The 18,620-nt window shown below is 68.4% G+C and carries 14 protein-coding genes; 10 read left to right on the forward strand and 4 right to left on the reverse strand.

The annotated features are described in order from the left end of the window. Positions 1-5: 5 nt before the first annotated feature. Complete coding sequence (locus AS031_RS01680) at positions 6-1,259, reverse strand: MFS transporter (protein ID WP_058266406.1); 1,254 nt, start codon at positions 1,257-1,259, stop codon at positions 6-8. Between the two features lie 150 nt (positions 1,260-1,409). Between AS031_RS01680 and AS031_RS01685 the strand changes: the two genes are divergently transcribed. After that, entirely contained in the window at positions 1,410-3,038 is a 1,629-nt protein-coding gene (locus tag AS031_RS01685; protein ID WP_058266407.1) for a CYTH and CHAD domain-containing protein, read from the forward strand. A gap of 75 nt (positions 3,039-3,113) precedes the next feature. Here AS031_RS01685 and map read toward each other — a convergent pair whose 3' ends face one another. Then, positions 3,114-3,896: a type I methionyl aminopeptidase gene (map, locus tag AS031_RS01690; RefSeq protein ID WP_058266408.1), complete on the reverse strand. Its 783-nt coding sequence runs from the start codon at positions 3,894-3,896 to the stop codon at positions 3,114-3,116. Positions 3,897-3,998: 102 nt separating this feature from the next. Here map and AS031_RS01695 point away from each other — a divergent pair, with 102 nt between their 5' ends. Next, positions 3,999-4,310, forward strand: coding sequence for a helix-turn-helix domain-containing protein (locus tag AS031_RS01695; protein WP_058266409.1), 312 nt, complete (start codon positions 3,999-4,001; stop codon positions 4,308-4,310). Here the strand turns inward: AS031_RS01695 and AS031_RS01700 are convergent. Beyond that, positions 4,307-5,758, reverse strand: coding sequence for a PucR family transcriptional regulator (locus tag AS031_RS01700; protein ID WP_058266410.1), 1,452 nt, complete (start codon positions 5,756-5,758; stop codon positions 4,307-4,309). The genes AS031_RS01695 and AS031_RS01700 overlap by 4 nt on opposite strands. 168 nt (positions 5,759-5,926) lie before the next feature. Here AS031_RS01700 and AS031_RS01705 point away from each other — a divergent pair, with 168 nt between their 5' ends. The 7 genes from AS031_RS01705 to AS031_RS01735 all read left to right on the forward strand — a co-directional run bounded on the left by AS031_RS01705 (position 5,927) and on the right by AS031_RS01735 (position 16,471). Next, entirely contained in the window at positions 5,927-7,357 is a 1,431-nt protein-coding gene (locus AS031_RS01705; RefSeq protein WP_058266945.1) for an aminobutyraldehyde dehydrogenase, read from the forward strand. A gap of 30 nt (positions 7,358-7,387) precedes the next feature. Beyond that, entirely contained in the window at positions 7,388-8,758 is a 1,371-nt protein-coding gene (gabT, locus tag AS031_RS01710) for a 4-aminobutyrate--2-oxoglutarate transaminase (RefSeq protein WP_058266411.1), read from the forward strand. A gap of 525 nt (positions 8,759-9,283) precedes the next feature. Next, positions 9,284-9,742, forward strand: coding sequence for a hypothetical protein (locus AS031_RS01715; protein WP_058266412.1), 459 nt, complete (start codon positions 9,284-9,286; stop codon positions 9,740-9,742). A 2-nt stretch (positions 9,743-9,744) separates the two neighbouring features. Beyond that, positions 9,745-11,082, forward strand: coding sequence for a glycosyltransferase family 2 protein (locus AS031_RS01720; RefSeq protein ID WP_058266413.1), 1,338 nt, complete (start codon positions 9,745-9,747; stop codon positions 11,080-11,082). After that, positions 11,072-12,874, forward strand: a complete 1,803-nt coding sequence (locus AS031_RS01725) for a polysaccharide deacetylase family protein (protein ID WP_141688732.1) — start codon at positions 11,072-11,074, stop codon at positions 12,872-12,874. Before AS031_RS01720 ends, AS031_RS01725 begins: the two co-directional genes overlap by 11 nt. Before the next feature lie 58 nt (positions 12,875-12,932). Continuing rightward, on the forward strand, positions 12,933-14,726 hold the full coding sequence (locus AS031_RS01730; RefSeq protein ID WP_058266415.1) for a polysaccharide deacetylase family protein: 1,794 nt from the start codon (positions 12,933-12,935) through the stop codon (positions 14,724-14,726). A 59-nt stretch (positions 14,727-14,785) separates the two neighbouring features. Next, the gene (locus AS031_RS01735) at positions 14,786-16,471 is read left to right on the forward strand and encodes an endo-1,4-beta-xylanase (protein ID WP_058266416.1); all 1,686 of its coding nucleotides are present in this window, start codon (positions 14,786-14,788) and stop codon (positions 16,469-16,471) included. Between the two features lie 6 nt (positions 16,472-16,477). Here AS031_RS01735 and rarD read toward each other — a convergent pair whose 3' ends face one another. Further along, positions 16,478-17,512, reverse strand: a complete 1,035-nt coding sequence (gene rarD / locus AS031_RS01740) for an EamA family transporter RarD (RefSeq protein ID WP_058266417.1) — start codon at positions 17,510-17,512, stop codon at positions 16,478-16,480. A 105-nt stretch (positions 17,513-17,617) separates the two neighbouring features. Between rarD and AS031_RS01745 the strand changes: the two genes are divergently transcribed. Next, positions 17,618-18,616 carry a DNA topoisomerase IB gene (locus AS031_RS01745; RefSeq protein ID WP_058266418.1) on the forward strand — a complete coding sequence of 333 codons (999 nt, stop codon included), beginning with the start codon at positions 17,618-17,620 and terminating at the stop codon, positions 18,614-18,616. The last annotated feature ends 4 nt before the right edge of the window (positions 18,617-18,620 follow it).

Below are 18,620 nucleotides of genomic sequence, written 5' to 3' on the forward strand. Positions count from 1 at the left end.
GCTGGCTACTTTACTTTCTTTGACGTGAGCAGGTGCGCCACGGCCATCTGCAGCACGGCCAGGCCCAGCAGGAGGGCCAACGGCAGGGTCCAGCCGCCGGTGACGCTGTGCAGCATGCCCATCCCGAACGGACCCGCCGTGGCCAGCAGGTAGCCGGTGGACTGGGCCAGCGTGGACAGTGCGGTGGTTTCCGCCGTGTCCTTTCCGCTGCGGCTGATCATCACCATGACCAGGGGGAAGATGCCGAGCCCGAAGCCCAGCAGCACTGCCGGGACCAGGGCCAGGGTGGCCGGAAGGAACAGCAGGAGCGCCACGCCGGCCACCATTGTGGCGCTGACCAGGTAGAACGCCGGCCGCAGCATGCCGGGCCTGGATCCAAGCGCGATCAGGGTAACGCCGGCCGGGACGGAGACCAGCTGCATGACTCCGAACATCAGTCCGCTGTCCGAGGCGCTGAGGCCAAGGGTGGTGAGCATGTACGGGAACCAGCTCAGGAGCGCGTACGCCAGCAGGGCCTGGAGGGTGAAGATGGCCGTGAGGAGGGCGCCCTTGCGGGTCCGCAGCAGCGGCCACGGCGGAACCCCGGTGCCGGTGGCAGGGGCGCTGTGCCGGTGGGCGTGCAGGACCACGGGCAGGAAACCCAGCAGCGCGGCGCACGCCATGATGCCAATGGACCCCAGCGCGGCCGACGGCGATCCCAGGGCCTGCGCCAGCGGAACCACCGCCACGGACGTCAGGGTTCCGCCGGTGGTCATGGTCACCGTGTATACGGCGGTCATCATGGAGGTCCGGGAGGCGAAGTGCTCGCGGATGAAGGACGGCATGGCCACGTTGCACACCGCGAGTCCGGACATGCCCGCCACGGTCCCCGCCACGAGCATTCCCGTGGCGGGGATGCCCCTGAGCAGCAGCCCGCCCGCCAGCATGGCCAGGGCCAGCAGGATGGCCTTTTCCACTCCCACCCGTCCGGTCAGCCAGGAGGTGGCGGCGCCGGCCACGGCAAAGCACAGCGTGGGAATGGACGGGATGATGGCCGCCACCAGTGGGCCGTAGCCCAGCACCGCCTGGAGATCGTGCAGCAGCGCCGAGGCCCCGGTGATTCCGGCGCGCAGGTTCAGCCCGATCAGCACCAGGGCGATGACGCCGAAGACGACGGCGGCGCGCGGCCTGGCAACGGGGACGGGGGCTCCGGCAGGGGTTGCGGCTGCGGAAGCGGGGCTGGTGGCGGGCGCTGCGGGGGAGGGCGGGGTGGCGGACATCCTCCCAGCCTAAAGGTTAGACGTTTGATGTCTAGGCTTTGTGGGCAAGCTCTCCCGGCCCCGCGCGCGGGGGCAATAGAATGCGAGCGGGAGCCCGGCTGCCGTGCCGGTCCGGCCGGGCGCCGGGCCCGGACGCGAAAGGATGGGGTTGTGAAGGCAGAGCAGGGACTCGAGGTCGAAAAGAAGTACGACGTCGGCAGCGACGCCAAGGTGCCGCCGCTGGATGGCCTGCCCGGTGTGGCACGGGTGGGCGAACCGCACATCGCGCACCTCGAGGCCGTCTACTTCGACACCGGCGTCCGCACGCTGCAGCGGCGCCGGATCACCCTGCGCCGCCGGACCGGCGGGACTGACGCGGGGTGGCACCTCAAGCTGCCGCCCGAGCCAGCAGCGCCCTCCCCGGAACCAGCCGGGAGGCGTGAGCTCCATGCCCCGTTGGGCCGGCCCGACGCCGTGCCGGAGAGCCTGCTGGCCTACGTCAAGGCGTTCCTCCGCGGCGCACCGGTGCTTCCTGTGGTCCGGCTCAAGACCGAACGGACCACCTACCCGCTGTATGGCGCCGACGGCGTGCACCTGGCCGACCTGGCCGACGACAGGGTTGCCGCCGAGGTGCTGGCCGGCGGCCAGGCCCCAGGCACTCAGGATCCGGGCGCCAAGGATTCCGGCGCGGAGGGTTCGCCGCGCGCCGGCGCACCCCGTCTGCAGGAATGGCGCGAGTGGGAACTCGAGCTGATCCACGGCGACGCAGGACTCTTTGCGCAGGCGGACCCCGTGCTGTCAGCGGCCGGAGCCACGCCCGCAGGCCACGCCTCCAAGCTGGCCAAGGCACTCGGCCCCGGAACTGCCGGGCGGCACTCCGGAAGTGGGACCGCCGGAACCCCCGCGCTGCTGGCCGGAAAGCAGGCCCCGGCCGCCGCCGTCGTGACCGTCTTCCTGGCGGCGCAGATTGACCTGCTCATGGCGCGAGACGCCGGGGTCCGGCTCGAAGAACCCGAAGCCATCCATGACATGCGCTCGGCCACCCGGCGGATGCGCTCGGCGCTCGCTGCCTACCGCAAGCTGTACCGGGCCGTTCCCGTCCGGCGGCTCCGGGACGAGCTGAAATGGCTGGGCGGGATCCTGGGTGGACCGCGCGACGCCGAGGTGCTGCGTGGGCACCTGGCTGCCGGAATCGACGATCTGCCGGCGGGGGAAGGGCCCGAAGCTGTCCGCGACGCCGTGGACCGGCAGGCCGGAGCGGCTTTCGACGCCGGATACAGGCTGCTGCAGGAGGCCCTGGAGTCTGAGCGCTACTTCCGGCTCCTGGACAGCCTCGAAGACTTCCGGGACAGCCCTCCGGTGCGCGGCACCGCGGTGGCGCCGGGCCGGCGGGTGGTGGCCAAGGCCGTGGACAAGGCGGCCAAGCGCCTCCGCCGCGCCCACAGGGCGGCCGCTCACGCCCGGCGGGGGAAGGCCCATGAAACGGCCTTGCACCAGGTACGCAAGGACGCCAAACGCCTGCGGCACGTGGCCGAATCGGCCATGGCCGTCAGCGGCAAGCGTGCCCGGAAGGTGGCCAAAGCCGCCCACCGGCAGCAGAAAATCCTGGGTGACTACCACGATGCCGTGATCGCCCGTGACCTGCTGGTGCAGTTGATGTCGGAGCCGCATCCGCCTGCTGCCACCGAGGCCTACGCTGCCCTGCTGAAGCTGCAGGATGAGCTGATGGCGGCAGGAGAGAAAAAGTACAGCAAAGCAAGGAAGAAGTCCCGGGACCTTCTGCGCCGCGGCGTCCTCTAACCCCCCCGGTTGCGCTATCAGATCGGGTCCCTAAAACCCTGTGTTAGGGACCCGATCTGATAGGGCAACTGGGGATTAGAGGAGCCGTCCGGTGGGCAGGGTCATGATCTCCGCGCCGTCCGCCGTGATGGCCACCGTGTGTTCGGTGTGCGCCGTGCGGCACCCGGTGGCGCTGCGCAGCGTCCACCCGTCATCGTCCGTGACGAGTTCCGCGGTGTCCGCCATGACCCAGGGTTCAAGGGCCAGCATCAGGCCGGGCCGGAGCTTGAAACCGCGGCCGGGCCGGCCCATATTGGGCACATGCGGGTCCTGGTGCATGGTGGAGCCGATGCCGTGGCCGCCGAACTGCCTGTTGATGGGGTAGCCGGCATCGGTGAGGACGCGGCCGATCGCGTAGGAAACGTCGCCGATTTTGGCATTCGGCCCCGCGGTGGCGATGCCGGCGGCCAGGGCCCGCTCGGTGGCCTCGATCATGGCCACGCTGTCAACCGGCTGCGACCCGCCCACCAGGAAACTGATGGCGGCGTCCGCGGCAATCCCGTCCTTGACGACGGCGAGGTCCAGGGTCAGCAGGTCCCCGTCGGCCAGGGCGTAGTCGTGGGGGAGTCCGTGCAGCACGGCGTCGTTGACACCGGTGCACACATAGTGGCCGAAAGGGCCCCGGCCGAACGAGGGTGCGTAGTCCACGTAGCAGGATTCGGCTCCGGCGCCGGCGATCATCTCAGCCGTCCAGCGGTCGATGTCCAGCAGGTTGGTTCCCACGGCTGTACGGCTTTTCAGCGTCTGCAGGATGTCGGCCACCAGCGCTCCGGTGACCCGTGCCTTGGCGATCTCGGCGGCATTGAGAATCTCGATCATGCTGGTGCCCTTTCCACTGCTGTGCGCCCCTGATGTCCACCGGTACTGTTCCAGGCCGGCCGCCGGTGCACCCAATAACTATACCGGTATTATTATTGGAGCATGGTCAGACTGCCGCTCACCCCCGAAGAAGTCGAACGCGGACAACGCCTCGGCGCGCTGCTGCGGCGTGCCCGGGGGGACCGGTCCATCCTCGAAACCGCGCTCGACGCCGTGGTGTCGCCGGAAACACTGCGGAAAATAGAGTCCGGAAGGGTGGCCACCCCGGCGTTCTCCACGATTGCCGCCATTGCCGGTGTCCTGGGGCTGTCGCTGGACGCCGTGTGGGCCGAGATCAGCCAAGCGGCGCCGCATCCGGGCGCAAGCGGACGCTCAAGTCCCGGAATCGCCGCTCCCGAACGGCTGGCGTCCTAGCTCCGGCGGCCGCTGTTCCCCTGCCGCGCGGACAGGCGGGCCACTGCCAGCGCCAGCCACAGCTGGACCCTGTCCGGCGTGACGGCGGGGTCGTAGCCCGTCAGCTCGGTGATCTGGGCGAGGCGGTAGCGGACCGTGTTGCGGTGCAGGGTCAGCTGTTCGGCCACGGCGGCCACTGAACCGTTGTTGTTGAGGTAGCTTTCCAGCGTGGCCATCAGCTCGGCCCCGTGTGCAGCGTCGAACGCCCTCAGCGGGTTGAGCGACTCGTTGGCCATGTCCGCCAGCGGAACATCCTCGCTGGCCAGCAGCAAAGAAGTCAGGCTCAGCCGCTCCGGCTCGTTGACCGGCAGCCCGTGGCCGGCCGCGTCCCGGGCTTCGAAGTAGCTCCAGCGCAGCCCGTTCGGCTTGGTATAGGCGCCGCCGATGCCGATCGTGGCATGGATCCCGGCCTCGGCCAGGTGGTCGCTGAGCGTGCGGGCCAATGCCGGCGCCGCGCCGCCGTCGTCATTGATGACCAGGACCAGGTCCTTGCCCACGACTGCGGCCACCCCGTCTTCCAGCCCGCGCGGCACCGAGGTGCTTCCCAGCGCTTTGTGGTGAGCGGGGGAGACAGCCAGGAGCACCACGTTCTTCCGGGTGCTGTTGACCCCCACGCCGGCGAGCCGGCGCTGGGCCTCGCTGGTTTCCAGCGCTCCGTGGATGACGTCCTCCAGGACCTGGCCGCACAGCGCCCGCTGGGCCTGCCGCTGCTTGACCATGTTGTTCAGCTCCACGCTGATGAGGTTCTGGGCGTAGCCAATGATGCCCGTGTCCTCGAACGGCTGGCGCACCCACAGGGTGCAGGCGTCCCGGCGGCCGGTGGGGATGGGGTAGGAGGACCAGGAATCCGCCGCCGGGTTGGCGGCGCTGCTGTTGTACAGCTGGGCCGTGAACTGGGTCAGGGCGATGTCCGTCCGCAGCATGCTGCCCAGCTGCTTCAGCAGCTCGGCCAGCCCGCCGCCGGTCAGCAGCGCCCGGGCCAGGACCTGGTGCCCGGCAATCAGCCGCTCGAGCTTGGAGTAGTGATCCGCGGACTGGGCGTCCGCCACCAGCTTGGTGATGGCAATGAACGGCGTCTCGTAGGGCACCTCCACCACCGGCAGGCCCCACCGGTTTGCTTCCGCCAGCAGCGCCGGCGGGACCGCGTCATGGGAGAGGCCCACCCCGAAGCCGATGCCCACCGCCCCGGCCCGCTGGACCTGCCGGACGAAGCGCCGCTGTTCCGGGGCCGACTTGAGCCGCAGGCCGGTGGTGAGGATCAGCTCCCCGCCGTTGAGGAACCGCTGCGGATCCTCCAGTTCGGTCACCGCCACCCAGTTGATGTCCTGGTGCCAGGTGGTCTCCGCCACCCCCGCCTTGGACAGCTTCAGGGAGTTCACGCCCAGCAGGGCAGCGAGGGAAATGGCCATGGGACAAGGATACGGGCATGCTGGACAAGCGCACTAAGTTCCGGCGGGAAGGGTGTGCAGGTGGCTATTCACTCAGTGTGGGGGCTGTCATAGGCTCAAGGCAGTTCCATCCATCCTCCCTGAGTTCCCCAGGGCACAGATGGCCCCTAAGGAAAGAGGTTGCACACCGTGGTCCAAACCTTGCAGAACTTCATCAACGGGAAGTTCGTTACGCCCGCCGGCACCAGCCTGCTCGATGTCGTCAACCCCACCAACGGGGACGTGGTGGCGCAGTCGCCCATCTCGGTGCAGGCGGATGTTGATGCCGCCATGGCCGCGGCCGCGGAGGCGTTCAAGAGCTGGAAGCACGTCACCCCCGGCCAACGGCAGCTGATGCTGCTCAAGCTCGCCGACGCCATCGAGGCCAACAGCGACGAGCTCGTGGAAGCCCAGCACCGCAACACGGGCCAGGTCCGGTCCCTGATCGCTTCCGAAGAGGTGGCCGCGGGCGCTGACCAGCTGCGCTTCTTCGCCGGTGCCGCACGCATCCTGGAAGGCAAGTCCGCCGGCGAATACTTCGAGGGCCACACCTCCTACGTGCGCCGCGAACCGATCGGCGTGGTGGCCCAGGTTGCCCCCTGGAACTACCCCTTCCTGATGGCCATCTGGAAGATCGGCCCGGCACTGGCTGCCGGCAACACCGTGGTCCTCAAGCCCTCCGACACCACCCCCGAGTCCACGCTGGTGCTGGCCCGCCTGGCCGGCGACATCCTGCCCGCCGGCGTCCTGAACGTGGTGCTCGGCACCGGCGAAACCGGTGCCATGATGGTTGAACACAAGGTCCCCGGCCTGGTATCCATCACCGGCTCCGTCCGCGCCGGCATCGCCGTCGCCTCCGGCGCGGCGAAAGGCCTCAAACGCGCCCACCTGGAACTCGGCGGCAAGGCCCCCGCCATCGTCTTCAAGGACGCGGACATCAAGAAGAGCGCCGCGGCCATTGCCGAGTTCGCCTTCTTCAACGCCGGCCAGGACTGCACTGCCATCACCCGCGTGCTGGTGGAGGATTCGGTGCACGACGACGTCGTGGCCGCCATGGTGGAACACACGCGCACCCTGCACACGGGCTCGCAGAACGACGAAGACAACTACTTCGGCCCGCTGAACAACGTCAACCACTTCAACGCCGTGACCTCTGTGGTGGAAAACCTCCCGGCGAACTGCCGGATCGAAACCGGCGGGCACCGGGCAGGGGAGAAGGGCTACTTCTTCGAACCCACCATCATCACCGGCGCCAAGCAGACAGACGACGTGGTGCAGAAGGAAACCTTCGGCCCCGTCATCACGGTCCAGAAGTTCAGCACCGAGGAAGAAGCCGTGGAGCTGGCCAACGGTGTTGAGTACGCCCTGGCCTCCAGCGTCTGGACCACCAACCACGGCACCGCCATGCGGCTCAGCCGCGACCTGGACTTCGGCGCCGTGTGGATCAATACCCACATCCTCCTCACCGCCGAGATGCCGCACGGCGGTTTCAAGCAGTCCGGCTACGGCAAGGACCTGTCCATGTACGGCGTGGAGGACTACACCCGCATCAAGCACGTCATGTCCGCCCTCGACGCCTGATTTTCGACCACGAGCACTGAAAGAATCACCATGACCACCACCGCATCAGACATCACGTTCCGCCTCGAGCAGAAGCGCAACGTCCAGGCCGACTTCCCGGGCCCCAAGTCCGTGGCACTGACCGAGCGCCGCAAGTCCGTGGTGGCTGCCGGCGTCGCCTCCAGCGTCCCCGTGTACGTTGCGGACGCCGACGGCGGCATCATCCATGACGTCGACGGCAACTCCTTCATCGACCTCGGCTCGGGCATCGCCGTGACCAGCGTGGGCGCTTCCGACCCCGCCGTCGTCGGTGCCGTGAAGGAAGCCGTGGAGCACTTCACCCACACCTGCTTCATGGTCACGCCCTACGAAGGCTACGTGGCGGTCGCCGAGCAGCTGAACCGCCTTACCCCGGGCGACCACGAGAAGCGCACCGTCCTCTTCAACTCCGGCGCCGAGGCCGTGGAAAACGCCGTCAAGGTTGCCCGCCTGGCCACCGGCCGCGACGCGGTGGTCGCCTTCGACCACGCCTACCACGGCCGCACCAACCTGACCATGGCGCTGACCGCCAAGGCCATGCCCTACAAGACCAACTTCGGCCCGTTCGCGCCCGAGGTCTACCGGATGCCCATGAGCTACCCGTACCGCGAGGAGAACCCCGCCATCACGGGTGCCGAGGCCGCCAAGCGTGCCATCACCATGATCGAAAAGCAGATCGGCGGCGACCAGGTTGCCGCCATCATCATCGAGCCCATCCAGGGCGAGGGCGGCTTCATCGTCCCGGCCGAGGGCTTCCTGCCGGCGCTGGCCGCCTGGGCCAAGGACAAGGGCATCGTCTTCATCGCCGACGAAGTGCAGTCCGGCTTCTGCCGCACGGGTGAATGGTTCGCCGTCAACCACGAGGGCGTCATCCCGGACATCATGACCATGGCCAAGGGCATCGCCGGCGGCATGCCGCTCTCCGCCATCACCGGCCGCGCCGATCTGCTCGACGCCGTCCACCCCGGCGGCCTCGGCGGCACCTACGGCGGCAACCCCGTGGCCTGCGCCGCGGCCCTGGCGTCCATCGGGTCCATGGAGGAGTACAACCTCAACGCCCGTGCCAAGCACATCGAGGAACTGGCCACCACGCGGTTGCGCGCCCTGCAGGAGGAACTCGCCGCGGCAGGCAACGCCGTCATCGGCGACGTCCGCGGCCGCGGCGCCATGCTGGCCATCGAACTGGTCCAGGCCGGCTCCAAGGAACCCAACCCGGAACTGACCAAGGCCGTCGCTGCCGCCTGCCTCAAGGAGGGCGTCATCATCCTCACCTGCGGCACCTACGGAAACGTCATCCGCCTTCTCCCGCCGCTGGTCATCACGGACGACCTGCTGGCAGACGGACTGGAGGTCCTGGCCGCAGCCATCAAGGCCAACGCCTAGGAACCACCGCTTCCACGCCAAGGCAGCATCCCCGCACCGCGGGGGTGCTGCCTTCGTGGTTAACCACCGGCGGGGTCCCGCCCGCAGGTACCGTCAGGGGCTGCTACCCCCTGCACGGCCCGGTTTTGTCAAACTACCTAATCCCCCCTACTTGCCCGGAAGGCAAACACCTAATCACCCTGCAAAAACGAGCACTTGCGGTAAGTATCCCCAAGTTTTTATTGGAGTACCTGCTACTCGTGTTAACCCTTCTGCGCTACTCGTAACTTGGACACACCGGGGCCCGGGATGTGGCCCCTGGAGTGCACCTATGAGGAGGTTCCGGACTGCGGAGCCCCTCTACAATGACCAACGCCTCGAAGCGATACGAGTAAGCACCTACCAACGGCCCGGCACCCCGGGGTGCGCACCGCAGCAAGCGCCGCACCCGGACCCGGGACACTCTGCTCAAGACAAGGGGAACCGCGAGATGAAGTTGTCGCATGCAGCAAGGGAGGCCCTCCGGTGAGGCACATTGAAGGTTTGATGGTTCCTGCACAGGCAACTTTCGGCCGGGACGGGGCAATGTTCGAAGGCCTGCTGGACTTTGTGGCCCAACTCAGCCTGGTGCTGTGGGGGCTCGTCGTCCTCACCGTGGTCATCCGCTTTGCCGGCGTGGGGCTCTACCGCCACGGCGCCGCCCGCAGGGCCCGCGCCCGGGCAGCCGCGACTGCCGCGATGGCCGGCGAAGCAACCGACGGCACCGCCGCCCACGGCACGGCAGACAGTGCAGCGGGACCGGCGCTGCTTCCCTCTCCCGCAGGCCTTGCGGCCCCCACCGGAGCCGCCCTCGCCGAGGTTCTGGCGGCAGACGCAACCTTCAGCGACGGCCTGCAGCCCGCGCAGGCCCCGGCCGCCGTCGTGCCTTCCGTGCAGGTGGCCCACCGCGCCTTCCGCCTCCGGCGCCGGCACGTACCCGCCCTGGCCAACTCCACTGACGGATGAGCATGGACTTCGCGCTGGTCATCTTCTGGCTGTTCGCCGGCGTCAGCATCCTGTACGTCGTGCATTTCGGCCTCTACTTGGCAGGCGCCAACTTCTACGACATCTGGCAGCAACGGCGCAAAGGGATGCCGGGCGTCCGCGCGCCAGGGAACTTCGAACCCGAGTGTGCGGCGACCGCCACCTGGACGCGACGCGCACTTCCCGAAGTGCCGGGGCTGGTCTCGATCGTCATCGCAGCCCACGATGAGGAAGCCGTTATCGTCCGGACACTGGACTCCATCAGCCGGAGCACACACCGCTCCTACGAGGTGTTCGTCGCCGACGATGCGTCCTCCGACCTGACCGGCCGCCTGGTCCGCGACTACCAGGTGCGGCACCCGGGAATGCGCCTGCGGCTGGTGCGGATGCGGCGGAACATCGGCAAGGGTGCTGCCCTCAACGCGGTGCTCCGACGGCATGCACGGGGACAGTTCGTCATGACCCTGGACGCCGATTCGGTCATCAGCCCCGACGCTATCACCAACGCCCTGTCCTACTTTGACGATCCCTGCGTGGCCGGTGTGGCGGCGAACGTCCAGATCCTGGAGGAGACCACCGTGCTGGGCATCCTGCAGCGGTTCGAGCACATGATCGGCTACCGCTCCAAGAAGCTCTTTTCCCTGATGAACGCCGAGTTCGTGGTGGGCGGCGTGGCATCCACCTACCGGATGCGCGTGCTGCGGAAAGTGGACTTCTACGACACCGACACCGTCACCGAGGACATCGGACTCAGCGCCAAGATCACCAACCTTGGCAACCGGCGCTTCCGCATGGTCTACGGCGCCGACGTGGTGGCCAAGACGGAAGGCGTGCTGTCCCTCCGCGCCCTGGCCAAGCAGCGGTACCGCTGGAAGTACGGGAGCATCCAGAACCTGATCAAGTACCGGGGAATGATGCTGAATCCGAGCCGCCGGTATGCGCCCACGCTGACCTACTACCGGATGCCCATGGCCCTGCTGAGCGAATTCACGCTGCTGATTTCGCCGCTGGCCTGGACGTACGCGGTGTACTGGTCGCTGGCCACCCGCACGCCCGCGCTGATCCTGGGAGCGTACGCCACCATCACCGCCTACACGCTGCTCACGGTCTGGCTGGATGAAAACCTGACGGTGCGGGAGCGTGCCCGGTTGTCCGTCTACGCGCCCACCGCCTACTTCCTGTTCTACATCATGGACCTGGTGCAGCTGACGGCCGCACTGCGCTGTATCGCCAGCTCCCGGGGGCTGTTCCGGCGTCCGGAGATCAATACCTGGACGTCGCCACAGCGGTCCGGCAGCGTGGCGGTGGCCCATGCCACGTAGGCGCCGGCTGATCCTGCGTGTGCTGCTGAATCCGCTGGTGGTCATCCTGGCGGTGGTGGCCGTGATGACCGCCGCGTGGTTCCTGTTCACCCGCGGCACAGGCAGCATGGCGCAGGCCAGGCCGGGCGCGAACCTGCTTCCGGCGTTCGGCACGACGGCGGAGGTCACACCCGCCGCATCGGCACCGGCCCGGGCCTCCAGCCAGGTGGGCGGCTGGACCGAGGCCCACGGCGGCGCCGCGGAGGCGTCGCTGGAGCTGGCCGACGGGGAATTGGGCGGCCAGGCGCTGAAGCTCGTGGTGACCGACTACAGGTCCGGCGACGTCACCCTGGCGACACCCCGGGTGTCCGTCCAGCCGCACCAGACCTACCTGTTCAAGGCCTTTGCCTCCAGCGACACCGACTTCACCCTGCTGGCGCGCCGGCACCACCCGGACGGCAGCAGCACCCTGGAACAGCTGCGCAACCCGCTCGAGCGGCCCGGCAACACTCCCTTCACGGTGAGCGACGCCTTTGACTCCGGGGACGCGACCACCGCCGTCGAATACGTCTTCCGGCTCGCGTCCGAAGGCACCCTCACCGTGGAGGGCGCCTACCTGGAACCCGCCAGCGACGTCCGGCCCGGCAGCGCGCCGCAGGCCGGGACCAACCTCGTGCCCAATCCCGGATTCGCCGGCATGCAGCCTGACGGCCCTGACAGCTGGTCTCCCTACTCCGCCGGGGCCCTGACGGCAGAATCGGGCCGCGGGCAGGACGGCGGAGGCAGCTTCCTGTGGACCCGCATCACCAACTACCGCAACGGCGAGGCCAAGTGGCAGTACCAGCCGGTCCCCGTCGCCCAGGACCGGTACTTCGAATTCGGCGCGTCCTACCGGGCCGACCGCGAAGTGGACATCGTGGCGGAATTCGAACTGGCCGGCGGCGGCCGGGCATTCCACAGCCTGGAAACCGTGCTGCCCGCCGATGAATGGACCACGGTCAGCGAATCCTTCCAGGCGCCTGTCGGAGCCACCTCCGCCATGGTGACCCTGGTGGCCCACGGTGACGGCACCACCAGTGTCCGCGGCTACTCGCTGACCGACGTCACCAGGCCCGGCCCCCTCCGCTGGGACCGGCCCATGGTCTCGATTACGTTCGACGACGGCTGGCAGTCCGTCTACGACCGCGCCCTCCCGCTGCTGGACCGGCACGGATTCCGGTCCACCCAGTACGTCAACGCCAGCTCCATCGAGACGCCCAACTTCATGACAGCCGCCGAGGTGCAGCAGCTGCACCAGGCCGGACACGAGATCGCCGCCCACAGCTACGAACACGTGGACCTGACATCCATCGGCACCGACCGGCTGGACGACCAGGTGCGGCGAAGCTCGGAAGCACTGGCCGCCGCAGGGCTGGACACCCGCGACTTGGCGCCTCCGTACGGGCGGACCGACCCGCAGGTGGACTGGTACGCGGGCAAATACTTCGACCTCATCCGGGGCACCGATGACGGGATCAACACCCGCCAAAGCCTCGACCCGCAGGACCTGAAGGTCTTCTACGTCACGGACCAGACCACCCTGGAGACCCTGTCCCAGGCGCTCGCCGAAACACGGCGGATGAACGGGTGGCTCATCTTGGTCTACCACCAGATATCCACGCCCGAATCCACCGGCACCCAGGAGCACACCATCGCGGCGGACCGCAGCACCATCACCAGCGACGTCCTGGCCGCGCAGCTCCAGCTCATCGATGACAGCAACATCGACGTCCAGCCGGTGGCCCAGGCATACGCGCAGCTGCAGGGACCGTGAGCAGTGTCCGGCGGTGTAACCCGGCGCCGCCGGCAACCATAGAGGAACGGAAGAGCACATGACCGGAACCAGATCGGGCATGGCGCGGTGGCGCGCCAGGCTCATGAGCACCGCGGTGGCGGTGGTGGCCATGGCCGCCGCCCTGCTGACGCCCGGGGCGGCCAACGCGGCCGTGGACAACCCCGCACCCGGGCCCCTCGTGTCCTTCACCTTCGACGACGGAGCCCTCAGCTCCCTGACGCAGGCCGCTCCAACGCTGCAGAAGTACGGGCTGACGGGCACCAACTATGTCATCACCGGCTGCGTGGGCATGACCACGGTCCCCAACACCTGTCGGGCCGACACCGACGTGCCGTACATGACCTGGAGCCAGATCCTGCAGCTGCAGAACAGCTACGGGTGGGAGATCGGCTCGCACACCGTCAACCACCAGTGCCTGGTCAGCGCTGGGGACGACTGCCAGGCCACCAAGCTGACCACCGCCCAGGTCGAGGCGCAGCTCGCCAACAGCAAGTCAGCACTGGCAGCCCAGGGCATCAACGCCACGGCCTTCGCACCGCCCTACGGCGACTACGACATGCCCATCATTGCGCGGGTGGCCAAGTACTACAGTTCCATGCGCGGCTTCGCGGACACGGGCAACAACATCTGGCCGCTGGGCGACTACCTGCTCCGCAATGTTCCGGTACAGGAAGTCACCACCCCCGTGTCGGCGCTGAAGGCCCAGGTGGACGCGGCGATCGCCAACAAGCAGTGGGTGGTATTCACCTTCCATGACATCCGGCCCAACCCCAGCCAGAACCCGGACGATTACCAGTACGGCACCGCCGAACTGGACCAGCTCGCCGCGTACGTGAAGACCAAAGTGGCGGCCGGACAGATCCGCAACGTGAACGTCAGCAAGGGCCTGGTCACGGGGTCGCCGAACCTGATGCCCAACCCGTCCTTCAATACGGGCATCGCGGACGGCTGGCGGACCGACGCCCCGGCGGCCATCACCGCCGACGCCGGCACCAACGGCAGCTTCCCGGATCCGGCCCGGTCCGTCAAGATGGTCTCCGGCACGGCCACCGGCCACCTGTTCTCGCCGGCCGTGGCGGTCTCGCCCACCACGAACTACCTGTTCAAGTCCTACCTCAACGTCGCCGCCATCACGAGCGGTGAAGTGGGCTTCTACGTGGACGAGTACAACGCGGCGGGGCAGTGGATCTCCGGTCAGTTCCGCAAACGCGAAAATACCCGCTGGGTGGAGGCCATGAACTTCACCTACACGCCCAGCTCCACGAACGTGGCCAAGGCCAGCCTGCAGGTCTGGGTGACCGGCACCGGCATCACCGCTTACCTGGACAACGTGCAGATGCTGGCGCTCGCCGCCGGAACCAACCCGCCGCCGCCGGCCGCCACGAATCTCGTGGCCAACGGCACCTTCGACGGCGGCATCAGCTCCGGCTGGACCACCGATTCCGCTTCCACCATCCTGGCTGACGCTGCGAACCACGGGAGCCCCGCCAACCCGGTCAACTCGGTCAGGCTGACGTCCACCACGGCGAACAAGCACCTGTTCTCGCCGCAGGTGCCCGTCACGGCAGGCACCTACAACATCGCCGCGTACCTGAACGTCACGGCACGGACCAGCGGTGAAACCGGCTTCTACATCGACGAGTACAACGCCGCCGGGCAGTGGATCTCCGGGCAGTACAAACTCGGGGTGGCGGCGACCGGCGTCACCAACGTCGACCTGACCTACTCGCCAAGCACCTCGTCGGTGGCCAAGGCGAGCCTGCAGGTCATCGTCCAGGGCAACTCGGGACTGCAGGCGTATTTCGACGACGTCCGCTGGACCAAGCCCTGATTACGGCGGCAGCACGGGAACGATGACGGCAACGGCGGACACCAAGGGAAGGAGGCAGGATGGCCTGGCGCCGGCGAATCCTGATGGCGCTCGCGTCCGGCCTCCTGCTCGCCGCCGCCGGCTGCACACCGAACAACCCGGAGCCTGACGTGGTGCTGGACCTGCTGCGCCAGGACTGGGGCAACACCCCCGGGGTGACGCCCGACGGCGGCGGGCTCAGGGTTGCAGCGACGTCCCGGACCATCGTGGAACAGGACGGCGGGGGAGGCCAGCCGAACCCGCCGCTCAACCTTGCCGGCACCCACCTGGAGGCCAAGGGCGACTTCACCCTGAGCGCCACGCTCACGGACGTCACGGCGGACGCGTCCTGGAGTGTCTACGACAGCCCGCCGGTGATCGCGGACGAATTCCGGATTGAACCCGCCGGGGTGCGGCTCACCCTCCGCGGCAACGAGCTCGACATCGCAGTCTTCGACGGTTCGCGCCAAGAGACCGCCACCGCCCCCCGCCCCGCGCATGAGGAGCGGGTGACACTCCAAAACCCGGACACGGAGCTGTCGGTCCGCCGCGCCGGGGACAGGCTCGAAGTGGCGGGCGGCGGGAAGACCCTGCTGTCGCAGCCGCTCCAGGGCGTGTTCGGCTCCGGGCAGCTGTGGCTGGGACTGGCCAGCGACGCCGGCACTTTCCAGGTCAGTTCCCTCACCGCCACCGCACCCGAGGGGAGCCCGCTGACCGCGGCCGGTCCCGCCGTCGAACAGGCCGCCGCGGGGGAAGACGGCCTGCAGGCCCTGGCCGGGCGCATCCGGCCGGGTTTCCGCCTTGGAGCCGCGGTGGCACTCGGCCCGCTGGCCTCCGATCCGGACTACGGGCGGGTGCTCGTGGGAAACTTCGGCGCCATCACCCCGGAGAACGCCATGAAGGCGCAGAACATCTCCCCGCAGCAGGGGGTCTACACCTTCGGGGAGGCCGATGCGATCCTGGCCGTCGCCGAGAGCAAGGGCCTGGCCGTGCACGGCCACACCATCGCCTTCACCGAGGCGATGCCCCGCTGGATGCAGGACCTGCCGGCAGGCACCGACGCCGAGCGGCGCAGCAGCGCCACGGCGTTGCTGGACTATGTGTCCGCCGTCGTCACCCACTTCAAGGGGCGGCTGGACTCCCTGGACGTCGTCAACGAACCGTTCGACACCGACCAGGGTACCGGGCTGCAGGAGAACATCTGGTACCGGGTCTTCGGCCCCGGCTACCCGGCTGCCGTGTCGCGGGCCGTGTACGACGCCGACCCGGACGTCAAGCAGTACATCAACGAGAACGGGGCCGACGTTCCGGGCCCCCGCCAGGACGCCCTGCTCAGGCTCGCGCTGGACACCAACGCCAGGGGCGGGCACATCTACGGTGTCGGGCTGCAGGCGCACGTCTACAACCTGGAAACAGACGCCATTCCCGCCCGGGACCTGGCCCGAACACTCAGGACCTTCCAGGACGCCGGCCTGCTCGTGCGCATTTCGGAGAACGATGTCGTGGACGACGACGGCACCGAAGCCCAGGCGCAGCAGTACGCTGCCGTCGTGGAAACCTGCCTCCGGTCAAGCGCCTGCGTCTCCTACACCACGTGGGGCGTGGACAACCGCTATGACTGGCTGATCGACGACGACGGCAGCCTCCAGCAGGGGCACGACTACCTGTTCGAGAACGGGCAGCCTACGGCTCCCTACCATGCGGTAAGGAAGGTGCTGGGCGGCTGAAGCCGGCTATCCGGCCTGCACCGGGACGCGGCGCCGGGCCGCGGCGTTCTTCCGCGCGGTCCGCAGCATGTCCACGGTCAGCAGCAGCAGCGCCGCCCAGACCACCCCGAACCCGATCCACCGCTCCGCGGGCATGACCTCGCCGAACACCACCAGCGCCACGATGAACTGCAGTACCGGGGCGAAGTACTGCAGCAGCCCGATGGTGGTCATGGGCAGCCGGCGGGCGGAGGCGCCGAAGAAGACCAGGGGGACGGCGGTGATCACGCCGGAGGCCAGCAGCAGCCAAAAGTGGCCGGGCCCCTGGGTGGTCAGCGTGGCCACGCCGCTGGTGTCCAGGAACACCATGGCCGCCGCGGCGAACGGCGCCAGCACGATGGTTTCGACGCTGAGGCTGGTGATGGCATCCACCCGGGAGCCCACGCGCTTCTTCACGAAGCCGTACAGCCCAAAGCTGAACGCCAGGGTCAGGGCGATCCAGGGGAGTTTTCCGTAGGAGTAGGTCAGGACGCCCACCGCCACGAACCCTACTGCCACCGCGGCCCACTGGAGCGGCCGCAGCTTCTCCTTGAGGACAAAGACGCCCAGCAGGACGGACACCAGCGGGTTGATGAAGTAGCCCAGGGAAGTTTCCACGGCCTGGTTGGTGGTCACGCCGTAGGTGTAGGTCAGCCAGTTGATGGCGATGAGGAACGCCGCCAGGGCCAAAGAGCCGAAGACTGCCCGGTTCCGCAGCGCTGCCACCAGGACCGGCCACGCCCTGGTTACGGTGACCAGCAGCGCGCAGAACAGCAGCGACCAGACCACCCGGTTGGCCACGATTTCGACGGCGCCGGCGGGCTTGAGCACGAAGAAGTACAGCGGCAGCAGCCCCCACAGCCCGTAGGCGCCGATGCCGAAGAGGATTCCCGCCGTCGTGTCCTTGTCCGCCGTCCGGGCCGCTGCGCCCGGCGACCCGGCCGGAGGCGGCGCGGGGGCGGACGCGGAAGGGGCTGGAACGTTGGCTTGGGAGGACGGATCGGGGATCGGCACGGAACCCATAACATCAGCAGCCGGTGCGGTATTCCAAGCGGCGGGGTCCGAAAACCGGCAATTAGTCAGTAGGCTTGCTTTCATGGATGCAGCCAACCTTCCGAAAGCCTTCCGATGAGGCTCCGGCGCAGCAACGCCTCAGGCCGCGGGTACCGCCGGGTGGCCGCCGGCAAAGGCTTCAGCTACCGGGACCTGGACGGCACGACGGTGCCGCCGGGGCCTGTGCGGGACCGGCTTGAGGGCATCGGCATCCCGCCGGCCTGGACCGACGTATGGATTGCCCCGTTCGAAAACGGGCACATCCAGGCCACCGGCGTGGATGCGGTGGGGCGCCGGCAGTACATCTACCACCCGGAATGGCGGGAGCGGAAGGACCGGGCTAAGTTCGACAGGTCGCTGCAGCTGGCCGAGTCGCTGCCCAGCGCCCGCCGCCGCGTCACGATGGACCTGCGCGGCGACGGCTTCACCCGTGAGCGCGTCCTGGCCGGGGCGTTCCGGATGCTGGACACCGGCTCCCTGCGGGTGGGGTCCGAGCGGTACACCAACGAGAACGGCAGCAGGGGACTGGCAACCCTGCTTTGCGCGCATGTCCAGGTGCGTAAGGACCGGATCATGCTCAGGTTTCCGGCCAAGAGCGGCAAGGACTGGGAATCGGAGATCCGGGACCCGGACCTGGCCGCCCTGGTGCGGCTGCTGAAGCGGCGCGGCGGCAACGCCCGGCTGCTCGCCTACAAGGACGGCCGGACGTGGCGGCCGGTGACCAGCGCGGACATCAACGCCTACGTCAAGGAGCGGACCGGCTCCGACTTCACGGCCAAGGATTTCCGCACCCTGCGGGGCACCGTGGCCGCCGCGGTCAGCCTGGCCCGGACCGGCCTCCTGCCCACGGTGGCCAAGCGCAAGCGCGCCATCAGCCGGGCCATGATGGATGCGGCCGAGGTGCTGGGTAACACGCCGTCAATTGCCCGCAAGAGCTACGTGGACCCGCGCGTCGTGGACCACTACAACGACGGCGAAACCATCGACCCGCACCGCACCGACTCCGCGGAGGCCGAACTCCGGGCCCTGCTCTACCGCGAAGGTGACGTGGTGCCGCTGGCCAAAAGCGGTTGAGCCC

This window comes from Pseudarthrobacter enclensis, from assembly GCF_001457025.1.
Lineage (GTDB): Bacteria > Actinomycetota > Actinomycetes > Actinomycetales > Micrococcaceae > Arthrobacter > Arthrobacter enclensis.

Coding starts and splice junctions, on each gene's coding strand:
- AS031_RS01680 (WP_058266406.1), bottom strand. CDS start 1,259: ATGTCCGCCACCCCGCCCTCCCCCGCAGCGCCCGCCACCAGCCCCGCT.
- map (WP_058266408.1), bottom strand. CDS start 3,896: ATGATCGAGATTCTCAATGCCGCCGAGATCGCCAAGGCACGGGTCACC.
- AS031_RS01695 (WP_058266409.1), top strand. CDS start 3,999: ATGGTCAGACTGCCGCTCACCCCCGAAGAAGTCGAACGCGGACAACGC.
- AS031_RS01700 (WP_058266410.1), bottom strand. CDS start 5,758: ATGGCCATTTCCCTCGCTGCCCTGCTGGGCGTGAACTCCCTGAAGCTG.
- gabT (WP_058266411.1), top strand. CDS start 7,388: ATGACCACCACCGCATCAGACATCACGTTCCGCCTCGAGCAGAAGCGC.
- AS031_RS01715 (WP_058266412.1), top strand. CDS start 9,284: ATGGTTCCTGCACAGGCAACTTTCGGCCGGGACGGGGCAATGTTCGAA.
- AS031_RS01720 (WP_058266413.1), top strand. CDS start 9,745: ATGGACTTCGCGCTGGTCATCTTCTGGCTGTTCGCCGGCGTCAGCATC.
- AS031_RS01725 (WP_141688732.1), top strand. CDS start 11,072: ATGCCACGTAGGCGCCGGCTGATCCTGCGTGTGCTGCTGAATCCGCTG.
- AS031_RS01730 (WP_058266415.1), top strand. CDS start 12,933: ATGACCGGAACCAGATCGGGCATGGCGCGGTGGCGCGCCAGGCTCATG.
- AS031_RS01735 (WP_058266416.1), top strand. CDS start 14,786: ATGGCCTGGCGCCGGCGAATCCTGATGGCGCTCGCGTCCGGCCTCCTG.
- rarD (WP_058266417.1), bottom strand. CDS start 17,512: ATGGGTTCCGTGCCGATCCCCGATCCGTCCTCCCAAGCCAACGTTCCA.
- AS031_RS01745 (WP_058266418.1), top strand. CDS start 17,618: ATGAGGCTCCGGCGCAGCAACGCCTCAGGCCGCGGGTACCGCCGGGTG.